Origin of the sequence: Aestuariibaculum lutulentum, from assembly GCF_032926325.1 — a bacterium.
Taxonomy (GTDB): Bacteria; Bacteroidota; Bacteroidia; order Flavobacteriales; family Flavobacteriaceae; genus Aestuariibaculum; species Aestuariibaculum lutulentum.
This window is the reverse complement of record NZ_CP136709.1, coordinates 3458564-3472419: the sequence shown is the minus strand read 5'-3', so window position 1 is coordinate 3472419 and position 13856 is coordinate 3458564. Positions and strand designations below refer to the sequence as shown.

Here is a 13856-nt window from a genome sequence, read left to right as displayed (position 1 = left end):
GTTTTATTTCTTCTCAGGAATAAATTTTAATGCCACACCATTAATACAATGGCGTTTTCCTGTGGTATTTCTCGGGCCGTCGTTAAACACATGACCTAAATGACCCCCACATTTAGCACAATGTTCTTCTGTTCCATATATAGAATGCGAGTCGTTAGAGTAAGCAACATTGCCTTTTATTTCCTGATCGAAACTTGGCCATCCCGTTCCTGAATCAAATTTATTGGCGCTCTTAAAAAGCGGGGTATTGCAGGCTTTACAAACATAAGTCCCTTTTTCGTAGTTTTTATTTAAGGGGCTTGAAAAGGCAGGCTCTGTTCCAGACTTGCGCATCACATGGTATTCCCGTTCAGTTAATAGTTGTTTCCATTCAGTATCTGTTTTAGAAACTTCATAGCTGATTTTGCTTTCTTTTTGAGCGTTGCCGTTACAGCTGAATAAAACTATAGATAAGGTAAGAAGCAATATATTTTTCATGAGTTCATGTGTTTTTACAGAAAATCAGTCGAAGGAGATAATTAAAAATAACAGAAGTCTTGTGTATAATTTTTATTTGTTTAAGTGACTTCTAAAAATTGAAAGCGTCTAAAAAGAGAAAGGTACAATTTTTGTACTTTTATACCATATTTAATCCAAATTACGATGAAACTGAAAAAAACACTTATAGCTACAGGAGTAGCCGCGATTGTACTTTCGTGTGCTACAAATCCATTTTCAGGAAAGAAAACGATGGCGTTTGTTTCTAACGATCAATTATTTCCAACGTCTTTTGCACAATACAATCAATTCTTATCAGAGAACAAAGTTGTTACCGGTACAGCCGATGCTAATATGGTAACACGAGTAGGACAAAAGATTGCAAAAGCAGCCGAACGTTATTTAGATGCAAACGGATATCAGGGATATTTAAATGATTATAAATGGGAGTATAATTTAGTAAATGACGAAACAGTTAACGCCTGGTGTATGCCTGGAGGTAAAATTGTAGTGTATACTGGGATTTTACCGGTAACTAAATCTGAAGCAGGTTTGGCGGCAGTAGTAGGACATGAGGTAGCACACGCACTGGCAAACCATGGTCAGCAGCGTATGAGTGCAGCTTATGTTCAGCAAGGTGTGGCATTGGCAGGAAATGTAGCCTTATCTGGAGATCAGAAGTCGTTAGATATTTTCAATCAGGCTTATGGTGTTGGTTCTCAGGTAGGTGTGATGTTGCCTTTTAGTCGTTCGCACGAAACAGAAGCTGATGAGATTGGATTATATTTAATGGCTATAGCCGGTTATAATCCAGATGAAGCAGCAGAATTATGGAAACGCATGAATTCGCTAGGCGGTGAGGCACCACCAGAAATGTTAAGTACACACCCGTCAAATGAATCGCGTATTGCTAACTTAACAGCATTGGCACCTAAAGCAAAAGCGGAAGCTGCTAAATTTGAGGTGACGTCATTTAAGTAAAATTTCATCAAGAAGAAGTTAAAAATATTTGTTTACTTTGAGGCTGCTCGTTTTGGGCAGTCTTTTTTATTTAAAAACGATTAAGGTTACTTTATGAAGCAATTAGAAAAAGGAAGTAAGAAACTATTAAATGCGTGGGCTTTTTACGATTGGGCAAATTCGGTTTATAGTTTAGTTATCGCATCGGCTATATTTCCTATTTTTTATGGTGCGCTTTTTAGAATTGCAGACATAGAAAAAGTATCAGTATTTGGAGGTGAAATCTCAAGAGCACCTTTAATTAGTTACACCACATCTTTGGCTTTTGTTTTTATAGCTATTGTAACACCCTTGATTTCTGGAGTTGCCGATTATTTAGGAAATAAGAAGGTTTTCATGAAGTTTTTCTGTTATCTGGGTGGTGTTTCATGTATAGGTTTATATTGGTTTTCATTGGAACATATTTATTTCAGTCTGGCGTGTTACTTTTTTGGCTTAGTCGGTTTTTGGGTAAGTTTTGCTATTAATAATTCGTATTTACCCGATATAGCATTCACCAATCAACAAGATAAAATTAGTGCCAAAGGATTTTCATTAGGCTATATAGGAAGCGTGATACTTTTGTTGCTAAACTTGGCTATGGTTATGAAGCCTGATTTTTTTGGTATCACTACAGATGAAAGTGGAGCAGCCGAGATTAAAGCTATGAAGTATTCTTTCGTATCTGTTGGGATTTGGTGGATATTATTCAGTCAGTATTCATTTTACTATTTGCCAAAAGGAAACAAAAAGGGAACTGAAAGTCCGAAGAAGAATATTATCTTAAACGGTTTCAAAGAATTAAAATTAGTTTGGAATCAATTGGCTCACAATGTAAAACTGAAGCGTTATTTAGGCGCCTTTTTCGTGTATAGTATGGCAGTTCAAACGGTTATGTTAATCGCTACTTATTTTGGTGAAGAAGAAATTGATTGGGGAAGCGATACCGAGCGTACAATAGGATTAATTGTGAGTATTTTGGTGATTCAAGTGGTTGCTATTTTAGGAGCTGTGGTTACAGCGAGAATTTCAAAAGTGTTTGGAAACATAAAAACCCTAATTGGTATCAACGTTATTTGGGCGATAATTTGTGTGTATGCGTATTATGTTATCACGCCAATGGATTTCTATATCGCGGCCGGTTTTGTGGGTATTGTTATGGGCGGAATTCAAGCGTTATCAAGATCGACATATTCTAAATTTCTTCCTGAAACTAAAGACACGACGTCGTTTTTTAGTTTTTACGATGTCGCTGAAAAGATAGGTATTATCATTGGAACATTTTTGTACGGTTTTGTAGCACAGTTTACCGGAAGTATGCGTAATGCCGTGTTGTTTTTATTTATATTCTTTTTTGCAGGGATTGTACTCTTGTTTAGAGTCCCAAAAGAAGTTGATATGAAATAAGCTTAATTAATAAACATAAAAAAGCCCGAAAGTAAATTTCGGGCTTTTGTTTTTATAAAGAGAATCAAATTATGATTCTGTTGGATTATTTTCAGCTTTTTGAATACTGATATCTAATTCCTGAGTTGTATCGTTTAAATCGATAGCAATGGTATCACCTTCTTCAACATGAGAAGTGATGATTTCTTCAGCAAGTGCATCTTCAATGTATTTTTGGATGGCACGTTTTAAAGGTCTAGCACCGTATTGTTTATCGAAGCCTTTTTCAGCAATATAATCTTTAGCTTTATCACTTAGTTTTAAGATGTATCCTAAATCTTTAATACGAACTAAAAGTTTGCTTAATTCGATATCTATAATCTTGTTGATGTCTTCTTTTTCAAGTGCATTAAACATGATGACATCATCAATTCTGTTTAAGAATTCAGGAGCAAACGATTTTTTAAGTGCGTTTTCAATAACACTCTTCGCATTGGCGTCTTCCTGAGCTTTTTGCGATGATGTTCCGAACCCGATTCCTGTACCAAAATCTTTAAGTTTACGAGCTCCAATGTTTGAAGTCATAATGATGATTGTGTTTCTGAAATCGATTTTACGACCTAAACTGTCTGTTAAATACCCGTCGTCAAGCACCTGAAGTAACATGTTGAATACGTCAGGGTGTGCTTTTTCGATTTCGTCTAATAAAATTACAGCATAAGGTTTACGTCTAACTTTTTCAGTTAACTGACCACCTTCTTCGTAACCCACGTATCCTGGAGGTGCTCCAATTAATCTAGAGATGGCAAATTTCTCCATGTATTCGCTCATGTCGATTCTAATTAATGAATCTTCACTGTCAAATAACTCTCTGGATAACACTTTGGCTAACTGTGTTTTACCAACTCCCGTCTGACCTAAAAATATAAATGAACCAATTGGTTTATTCGGATCTTTAAGTCCGGCACGATTACGCTGAATGGCTTTTACAACTTTAGCAACTGCTTCATCCTGACCAATAACTTTACCTTTAATTAAGTTTGGTAAATCGGCAAGTTTATTAATTTCAGTTTGCGCTATTTTGTTTACAGGAATGCCAGTCATCATCGAAACGACGTCGGCAACGTTTTCTTCAGTAACCACTTCGCGATGCTGCTTGGTGTCTTCTTCCCATTTTTCCTGTGCAACAGCTAACTCTTTTTCAATACGTTTTTCATCATCTCTAAGCTTAGCAGCCTCTTCGTATTTCTGTTTTCTTACCACAGCATTTTTGGTTTCCTTAATAGCTTCAAGCTGTTTTTCAAGCTCGATAATTTGTTTAGGAACTTCGATGTTTGTGATGTGAACACGTGAACCAGCCTCATCTAAAGCGTCGATTGCCTTGTCTGGTAAGAAACGCTCCGTCATATAACGGTTTGTTAATTTCACACAGGCTTCAATAGCTTCAGGAGTGTAATCCACATTATGGTGTTCTTCGTATTTTGCTTTAATGTTATTTAAAATCTCAATGGTTTCAGAAACACTTGTAGGCTCCACAATAACCTTTTGGAAACGACGCTCTAAAGCACCATCTTTTTCGATATACTGTCTGTATTCATCAAGTGTAGTAGCACCAATACATTGAATTTCACCTCTAGCCAATGCAGGTTTAAACATGTTGGAAGCATCTAGACTTCCGGTTGCGCCACCTGCGCCAACAATGGTATGAATTTCGTCGATGAATAAAATAACATCGTCATTTTTTTCTAGCTCGTTCATAACGGCTTTCATACGCTCTTCGAACTGTCCACGGTACTTGGTTCCGGCAACTAAACTTGCCAAATCTAAAGTCACCACACGTTTATTGAAAAGAATTCTGGACACTTTTCGTTTAATGATTCTAAGTGCTAAACCTTCGGCGATGGCAGATTTACCAACTCCGGGTTCACCAATTAAAAGCGGGTTGTTCTTTTTGCGACGACTTAAAATTTGCGATACACGCTCAATTTCCTTTTCTCTTCCAACAACAGGATCTAGTTTACCTTCTTCCGCTAAAGCGGTAAGGTCGCGACCGAAGTTGTCTAAAACAGGTGTTTTAGACTTCTTATTGGTTTTACCTGTTGGGCTGTTGAAAATGTCTTTTGACGCATCATCATCAGAACTCGTATCATCTTGAAACGATTCTGCTTTTGGCTCTATATATTCATTATCGTTTGTAATCATAAATTTAAATTGTTCTTTAACATTATCGTAGTCAATTTTTAGCTTATTTAAAAGCTTGGTAGTGGGGTCGTTCTCGTTTCTTAAAATACACAGTAAAAGGTGTGCAGTGTTGATAGAAGAACTTTGAAACAGTTTAGCTTCTAAAAAGGTTGTTTTTAGCGCGCGTTCTGCTTGCCTAGTAAGGTGCAGGTTCTTTTTTTGGTTTGTAGCTGCCGCAATATTAGGGTTCGCAGGACTTAATATTTCAACTTTTCGTCTTAGATGATTTAAATCCACATCTAAAGCGTTTAGAATATTTATAGCCTTACCGTCTCCATCGCGTAATAACCCAAGCATCAAATGTTCGGTGCCAATAAAATCATGACCCAAACGAAGCGCTTCTTCTTTGCTGTAGGCAATTACGTCTTTTACTCTTGGTGAAAAATTATCATCCATAATTATTTCCTTTCTGCATTAAAAATACTAAAACATTTTACTAAAGGCAAAAACTATACCCTAAAATGTGTGAAAGTTGCTAATTGACAAAAAAAACTTCATAAAATCAAAATTTAGCTAATCATTTTTATTAACTAAAAAAAGTGTTAAAATTGTTAATAAAAATACGAAAAAACACAAGAAAAAGTCAGGCCGTGATTGACGAAATACTTATATTAGCGTGTTTTGAAAAACACATAAAACTTAATTAAATATTTATGGCAGAAGGAGAAAAATTGATCCCTATTAATATTGAAGATGAGATGAAATCGGCTTACATTGATTACTCAATGTCAGTCATTGTGTCACGTGCCTTACCAGATGTTAGAGACGGATTAAAACCGGTACACAGACGTGTATTGTTTGGTATGCATGAGCTTGGTGTTAAATCTAATACAGCATATAAAAAATCAGCGAGAATCGTAGGAGAGGTTTTGGGTAAGTATCACCCGCACGGTGATAGCTCTGTTTATGATACCATGGTGCGTATGGCTCAGGAATGGAGTTTACGTTATATGTTGGTTGACGGACAAGGGAACTTTGGATCTATAGATGGAGATAGTCCTGCGGCGATGCGTTATACCGAAGCACGTATGCGTAAGATATCTGAAGATATGTTAGCAGATATCGACAAAGAAACAGTAGATCATAAATTAAATTTCGACGATACATTACAGGAACCAACGGTTTTACCAACGCGTATTCCAGGACTTTTAGTTAACGGAGCGTCTGGTATTGCTGTAGGTATGGCAACTAATATGCCACCTCATAACCTTTCTGAGGTTGTAGATGGAACCATTGCTTACATTAACGATAACAGCATTGAAGTTGATGAGTTAATGAAGCACATAAAAGCACCAGATTTCCCAACAGGAGGAACCATTTACGGTTATGATGGTGTTAAAGAAGCATTCCATACAGGACGTGGAAGAATAGTACTTCGTGGTAAAGCGAATATCGAGGAAGTTCAAGGTCGCGAATGTATTATTGTGACAGAGATTCCTTATCAGGTAAACAAAGCAGAAATGATTAAAAAAACTGCTGATCTGGTAAACGAGAAAAAGCTTGAAGGTATTTCAACCATTCGTGATGAGTCTGATAGAAACGGTATGCGTATTGTTTACGTACTTAAACGCGATGCGATTCCAAATATCGTTTTAAATAAATTATACAAATACACGGCGTTACAATCGTCTTTTAGCGTTAATAACATTGCGTTGGTAAAAGGACGTCCGGAATTATTAAACTTAAAAGATTTAATTTATCATTTCGTAGAGCACAGACATGAAGTAGTTGTAAGACGTACGCAATACGAATTGCGTAAAGCAGAAGAGCGTGCTCATATTTTAGAAGGTTTAATTATTGCTTCAGATAATATTGACGAAGTTATTGCAATCATCAGAGCGTCTTCAAATGCAGATGAAGCGAGAGCAAGTTTAATTGAACGCTTCAAACTTTCTGAAATTCAAGCGAAAGCGATTGTTGAGATGCGTCTGCGTCAGTTAACAGGACTGGAGCAAGATAAGTTACGTTCAGAATATGACGAATTACTTAAAACAATTGAAGACTTAAAAGATATCCTAGACAAGAAAGAACGTCGTATGGATATTATTAAAGAAGAACTTGAAGTTGTAAAGGAGAAATACGGAGACGAGCGTCGTTCAATTATCGAGTACGCTGGTGGTGATTTAAGTATCGAGGATATGATTGCAGATGAGCAAGTAGTCATTACTATTTCGCATGCTGGTTATATTAAACGTACATCACTTAACGAATACAAAACTCAAAATAGAGGAGGTGTTGGGCAAAAAGCATCAACAACACGTAATGAAGATTTCTTAGAGCATTTATTTGTGGGAACGAACCACCAGTACATGTTATTCTTCACGCAAAAAGGAAAATGTTTCTGGATGCGCGTTTACGAAATTCCGGAAGGAAGTAAAACTTCTAAAGGGCGTGCGATTCAAAACCTTATCAATATAGAACAGGACGACAAAGTTATGGCGTTCATCTGTACCCAGGATTTAAAGAATGAAGATTACATTAACAGTCATTATGTTATCATGGCGACTAAGAATGGTCAGGTTAAGAAAACATCTTTAGAACAATATTCTCGTCCGCGTACAAATGGTATCAATGCGATCACTATTAAGGAAGATGATGAATTACTAGAAGCACGTTTAACTACAGGAAACAGCCAGGTTATGCTTGCGCTGAAATCTGGTAAGGCTATTCGTTTCGAGGAAGCTAAAACACGTCCGATGGGTCGTAGTGCATCAGGGGTTCGAGGTATTACTTTAGCTCATGAAGGAGACGAAGTAATTGGTATGGTAACCATTGAAAATCCACAGGAAGAATCGGTACTTGTAGTTTCTGAAAACGGATATGGTAAACGTACATATATTGATGATCCGGAAGATGGAGAACCAGTTTACAGAATTACAAACAGAGGTGGTAAAGGAGTTAAAACCATTTCTATTACAGAAAAAACAGGACAGCTTGTTGCTATTAAGAGCGTAACAGATAACGATGATTTAATGATTATCAATAAATCTGGAATAGCGATTCGATTAGAAGTTAGCAATCTGCGTGTTATGGGTAGAGCAACTCAAGGTGTTAAGCTTATTAATCTTAAAGGAAAAGATTCTATTGCTGCTGTTGCGAAAGTAATGCACGAAGAAGAGCAGGAAACCGAAGAAGGCGTTGTAGATGCTCAAAATGGTGAAGGTATAGAGGGTGGCACAACTCTTGATATCAACACAACAGAAGAGAATAACAATGATAATTAAATAAAACAAAAATGAAAAAACAGATTATTGTAGCTTTAGCGTTTTCGGTTAGTGCACTTTCATTTGCACAAAAGAAAGAATTGAAGGCAGCGGAAAAAGCTATTAAGGGAACTAATTATGCTGAAGCTAAATCTGCTCTTAAGCAGGTTGAAGCTTATATGCCTTTAGAGGATAAGTATAAAGCAGAATATTATTATTTATATGCTCAAACCCTTTATGCAGGAGGAGCAGGTTCTTTAAGCGATATTGATGAAGCTATAAAAAGCTTAGGAAACATTGATGGGGCTCTTTCAGCCGAAAGTACAGAATTAAAGCAACAAATGATTAATTCTTTACTGACTAAAGGAAACGAGTCTTACGAAGGTAACGACTATGCTAAAGCTTCTCAATACTTTGAGAAAGCTTACCGATTAAGTACAAAGGACACCTTGTTCTTATATTACGCAGCGGCTACAGCAATTAATGTTCAGGATTTCGACAGAGCTTTAAGTATCTATGAAGAATTAAGAGATTTAGGATATACAGGTATTAAAACAGAGTATTTCGCGACTAATGTTGAGACAAATAAAGAAGAAGTTTTCGAAAACAAAAACATGCGTGATATTTCGGTTAAAGCAAAATCTCATAGTAACCCAGGTGATCGTACTACAGAATCTAAAGAGCCAGAAATCGTAAAAAATATTGCTATCATTTATGTGAATAAAGGTGATAACGAAAAGGCGATTGAAGCTATGGCTGCAGCAAGAGCGCAAAGCCCTAACGATGTTAATTTGATTTTAACAGAAGCTAATGTTCACTACAAAATGGGGAACACGGAGAAATTTAAAGCGTTGTTAGAACAAGCGACTAAAATGGATCCAGCTAACCCGGAGTTACAGTATAACTTAGGAGTTATAGCTTCAGAATCTGGAGAAACTGAACAAGCTAAAGGGTATTATGAAAAAACAATCGAGTTAGATCCTAATTACGTTAATGCATATATCAACCTTTCAGCTTTAGTATTATCAAAAGAAGAAGGTATTATTAAAGAAATGAATGGTTTAGGAAGCTCTAAAAAGGACGATTTACGTTATGATGAGTTAAGACAGCAACGTCAGGATCTTTATCGTGAAGCAGTGCCTTATTTAGAAAAAGCTTTGGCTATTGATAATCAAAACATCAACGCTGCTAAAACATTAATGAATATTTACAGTATTCTTGGTGAAACAGATAAGCATAAAGAAATGCAAGCTAAAGTAGCTGAATTAGAAGGAAACTAATTCATTCAGATATAAATACAAAAAAGCCGCAATTTTAATTGCGGCTTTTTTTATATAATCTTTTTAATGACCCTTAATTTATGGGTGTGCATGCGTTTGTCGACGTTGTAAATTCCCGTATGATCTAATCGGTCAATTCTAACCTTTCCGTGGGCATGAATAATGTAATTATCACTCATAATTAATCCTACATGAGTAATAACACCTTCCTGATTATCAAAAAATGCTAAATCACCTGGTTCGCTTTCTTCAATAAAACTTAAAGGTTCACCTTGTGTAGCCTGTTGCGAAGCGTCACGCAATAATTTATAACCGTTAAGCTTGTAAACCATTTGTGTAAATCCGGAACAGTCTATTCCAAATGGCGTTTTTCCTCCCCATAAATACGGTGAGTTTAAGTATAGAAAAGCAGTTTCTATCAGGTTGTTTTTTGAAATTTTCCCAGAAACCGTATTGCCGTCATGAGTGTGATTTAATAGTGATAACCCATTTAATGATGATCCCAGTAAAATGGGGTGCAACTGGTGTTGCGGGTCTTCAATAAATTCAACTAAATCTATCGATAATTTTGGTGTTTCGCGTTGCAGGTGGTTATAAGCTTCAGCAGATATTTCTATATACTGTTTACTATCAATCCAACCTTCATATTTATCGAAAGACAATCTTATTTTACTCCAGTTTTTGCGTTGTTCCAACACTTTAAAAAAGTCACCGTATAATACCTGAGAAACAAGTTCGCTGGCATCTGAAGGTTCTCTTCTTAAAGGGACAATGCTTAAATTACAAATTCCGTATTGCATTAAACTTAATTACGTTCTATAATAATTGCAGATGCGCCACCGCCACCGTTACAAATAGCAGCTGCGCCAATTTTAGCATCGTTTTGTTCTAAGACATTTAATAATGTAATAATGATTCTAACGCCCGAACATCCCAGTGGATGTCCTAAAGAAACGGCACCGCCATTGACATTAACTTTAGAATCGTTAAGACCAAGAAGTTTCATGTTAGCTAAACCAACCACAGAAAATGCTTCGTTAAACTCAAAATAATCTACATCATCAATGCTGATATTTGCCTTGCTCAGTGCTTTAGGAAGTGCTTTAGCTGGAGCAGTTGTAAACCATTCTGGCTCGTGAGCGGCATCGGCATAGCTTTTTATAGTAGCAAGAGGTGTTAATCCTAACTCCATAGCTTTGTCTTTACTCGTTAAGATAACAGCGCCAGCACCATCATTTATGGTTGAGGCATTTGCAGCTGTTACTGTTCCTTCTTTTGTGAATGCCGGACGTAGCTGTGGAATTTTATCCAGATTTACGTTAGTGTATTCTTCATCCTTTGAAACAATAAGCGCATCACCACGACGCTGAGGCACTTCAACAGGAACCACTTCGTTACCAAATTTTCCAGCCTCCCATGCTGCGGCAGAACGTTTGTAAGATTGAATAGCGAAAGCATCTTGTTCTTCGCGCGTAAAGTTGTATTCAGTGGCACAAGCATCAGCACAAACACCCATAGCGTGTTCATCGTAAGCGTCAACCAAACCATCTTTTTGCATGCCATCAACTAAAGTTGCAGGTCCGAATTTAGTACCTGTTCTTGCATGTAAATAATGCGGTATTAAACTCATATTTTCCATACCGCCGGCAACAACAATTTCGGCATCACCAAGAGCGATGGCCTGAGCGCCTTGCATTACAGATTTCATACCGCTTGCACATACTTTATTAACTGTTGTACAAGGTACAGTATTGGGGATTCCGGCATAAATAGCTGCCTGTCTGGCTGGTGCCTGACCCGTTCCTGCCTGTACCACATTACCCATTAGCACTTCATCTACCAACTCGGGTTTTAAACCAATTTTGTCTAAAGCGCCTTTTATGGCAATGGCACCTAATCGGGGTGCTGGAACTGTAGATAAAGCCCCTAAAAAGCTACCAATAGGGGTTCTGGCTGCAGAAACGATTACAACTTCTTTATTCATCATTTACTGTTTGTCTTATTACCTGCGAAATTAATCATTTTTTAGTAAATAGGGGAAGGATTCATTTATTATAAAAGTTATTGAAGTTTATAATTTTATTACATTTGATTTACTTATCACTTTAAATGAAAGACTTAATAAATAAACTCTACAAAAACCACTCCTTGATTTACAAAGGGTTACTGTTTTTGTGTACATCGTTTTTAATTGTTTATCTGTTTCCGAAAAGCGGAAAATTCAGATATAATTTTGAAAAAGGAAAACCCTGGCAATCTGAAAATTTATATGCACCATTCGATTTTGCGATAAAAAAGACAGATGAAGAAATTGCTTTTGAAAAACAGAATATTATTGATAATTCGGTATTGTATTTTGATATTGATAATTCGGTTGAATCTAAAGTAAAAAACTTATACAAGGAGCAGTTTAAAAAAGTCTTTACAGATTCTTTGCCGGTAAAGTCATTTCAAACGGTTTATAATGCTGGAATGGATATCATTGACGAACTTTATAGTTATGGTATTCTTAATGAATCTTACGATTATGCCGACACCAGAATTATTACTTTATTAGCAGATCGTACAAAAAAGCAAGACGGTTTCTTTGGCGATTTAATTAAGCTGGATGCTGTTAGTCCTATTATTAGTAAAGTTTTAGAAAGTAGGGAGCTTCAAGCTTATAAAACGAATTTTACATCGCTGTTTTTTGATATTGTTGAACCGAACTTAACCTTCGATAAATCGTTTACCGATAAAGCTTTAGAGGAAGAATTAGGGAAAATAGCTTATACACGAGGAAGTATAGAAAAAGAAACCTTGATTATTTCAAAAGGAGAAGTTATTGAGGGAGATAAATATCAGGTTTTGAAATCACTTGAATCGGAATACGAGTCGCAAGTCTGGACCAAATCAAATTACAACTGGATTATTTTTGCATACACGCTACTTGTAGCTTTGGCGTTGTTGATGCTGTTGCTATTCTTAAGAAAATACCGTGTTGAAGTTTTTGAGAACAATAACAAAGTAACCTTTATTTTCTTTAATGTGTTCTTGATGGTGTTTATGACGACGCTTGTTGTAAATTACAATTCAGAGTTTGTATATGTGGTTCCTATCTGTATTTTACCACTTATTTTAAAAGCCTTTTTCGATGCTCGATTGGGTATGTTTACGCATGTCATTACTGTCTTACTTTTAGGTTTTATTGTTCCGAATAGTTATGAGTATACCTTTCTTCAAATTATAGCAGGTATCGTTACTATTTTAACGGTTTCAGAGCTTTATAAACGCGCTAACTTGTTTATTTCTGTAGGACAGATCACTTTGATTTATATCGTGGCTTATTTTGCCTTTTTCTTAATTCATGAAGGAAGCATTGAAACCATCAAGTGGGAAATGTTTAAGTGGTTTCTTTTAGGTGGATTAGCTACTTTGTTTGTTCAGCCATTAATTTATGCTTACGAACGCATTTTTGGTCTGGTTTCAGACGTGTCGCTTTTAGAGCTGTCTGATACGAATTCAAAACTCCTAAAAGAGCTTTCCAATAAAGCACCGGGAACATTTCATCATTCTTTGAATGTAGCAAATTTGGCAGAAGCATCAGCAAACGAAATTCATGCCAACGCCATGTTGGTTAGGGTAGGAGCTTTATATCACGATATTGGTAAAATGAAAAATCCAACCTATTTCACCGAAAATCAATCGACAGGGATTAATCCGCATGATGAGTTGTCTCCAAAGGAAAGTGCTCGTATTATTATAGATCATGTGATTAATGGTATTGAAATAGCCAAGAAGAATAATTTGCCCGATCGCGTTATTGATTTTATACGTTCGCATCATGGAACGAATCTGGTTTATTATTTCTACATGAAAGAGAAAAAGGAATTCGAGGAAACAGGAAGAGAACCAGATTTGACTGATTTTAGTTATCCGGGACCAAAACCTTTCAGTAAGGAAACAGCCATTCTTATGATGTGTGATAGTATCGAGGCCGCTTCCAAAAGTTTAAAGGAACCAACCTCAACAAAAATTGATGCGTTTGTTGAAAATATCATAGATAAGCAGATTGAAGATGGCCAATTTTTAAATGCGGACATAACTTTTAAAGAAATTCAAAAAATAAAAAAAGTGCTAAAACGCAAGCTTGCAAATATTTACCATTTGAGAATCGAATATCCTGAATAATTTTCAAAAAAAAGTGTAAAAAATGTTTGTGAGAATCTCAAGTATCGCTTACATTTGCAACCGCAAAAACGAATAACTTTTGCGAAGTTCATAATTAAAA

At 36.2% G+C, this 13856-nt stretch carries 9 protein-coding genes; 5 read left to right on the top strand and 4 right to left on the bottom strand.

Translation table 11 applies throughout. The features are described from left to right. Window positions 1-3: 3 nt before the first annotated feature. Window positions 4-477, bottom strand: a complete 474-nt coding sequence (msrB, locus tag R1X58_RS14675) for a peptide-methionine (R)-S-oxide reductase MsrB (RefSeq protein WP_240573097.1) — start codon at window positions 475-477, stop codon at window positions 4-6. 165 nt (window positions 478-642) lie between these two features. On the opposite strand from msrB, the gene R1X58_RS14670 reads away from it, so the two are divergent. Then, window positions 643-1458 carry a M48 family metallopeptidase gene (locus tag R1X58_RS14670; RefSeq protein WP_240573095.1) on the top strand — a complete coding sequence of 272 codons (816 nt, stop codon included), beginning with the start codon at window positions 643-645 and terminating at the stop codon, window positions 1456-1458. Between the two features lie 93 nt (window positions 1459-1551). Next, entirely contained in the window at window positions 1552-2883 is a 1332-nt protein-coding gene (locus R1X58_RS14665) for an MFS transporter (RefSeq protein ID WP_240573094.1), read from the top strand. Between the two features lie 69 nt (window positions 2884-2952). On the opposite strand, the gene R1X58_RS14660 is transcribed toward R1X58_RS14665, so the two are convergent. Further along, window positions 2953-5499, bottom strand: a complete 2547-nt coding sequence (locus R1X58_RS14660) for an ATP-dependent Clp protease ATP-binding subunit (RefSeq protein WP_240573092.1) — start codon at window positions 5497-5499, stop codon at window positions 2953-2955. 257 nt (window positions 5500-5756) lie between these two features. Here R1X58_RS14660 and gyrA point away from each other — a divergent pair, with 257 nt between their 5' ends. Together gyrA and R1X58_RS14650 are read left to right on the top strand one after the other, a co-directional pair. Then, complete coding sequence (gene gyrA, locus R1X58_RS14655; RefSeq protein ID WP_240573090.1) at window positions 5757-8327, top strand: DNA gyrase subunit A; 2571 nt, start codon at window positions 5757-5759, stop codon at window positions 8325-8327. Between the two features lie 11 nt (window positions 8328-8338). Then, the gene (locus R1X58_RS14650; RefSeq protein ID WP_240573089.1) at window positions 8339-9586 is read left to right on the top strand and encodes a tetratricopeptide repeat protein; all 1248 of its coding nucleotides are present in this window, start codon (window positions 8339-8341) and stop codon (window positions 9584-9586) included. A 50-nt stretch (window positions 9587-9636) separates the two neighbouring features. Here the strand turns inward: R1X58_RS14650 and R1X58_RS14645 are convergent, their stop codons facing one another. After that, window positions 9637-10386 carry a C40 family peptidase gene (locus tag R1X58_RS14645; protein ID WP_240573087.1) on the bottom strand — a complete coding sequence of 250 codons (750 nt, stop codon included), beginning with the start codon at window positions 10384-10386 and terminating at the stop codon, window positions 9637-9639. Between the two features lie 5 nt (window positions 10387-10391). Beyond that, on the bottom strand, window positions 10392-11570 hold the full coding sequence (locus tag R1X58_RS14640; protein WP_240573462.1) for an acetyl-CoA C-acyltransferase: 1179 nt from the start codon (window positions 11568-11570) through the stop codon (window positions 10392-10394). A gap of 125 nt (window positions 11571-11695) precedes the next feature. Here R1X58_RS14640 and R1X58_RS14635 point away from each other — a divergent pair, with 125 nt between their 5' ends. Next, window positions 11696-13756: an HD family phosphohydrolase gene (locus R1X58_RS14635; RefSeq protein WP_240573085.1), complete on the top strand. Its 2061-nt coding sequence runs from the start codon at window positions 11696-11698 to the stop codon at window positions 13754-13756. The last annotated feature ends 100 nt before the right edge of the window (window positions 13757-13856 follow it).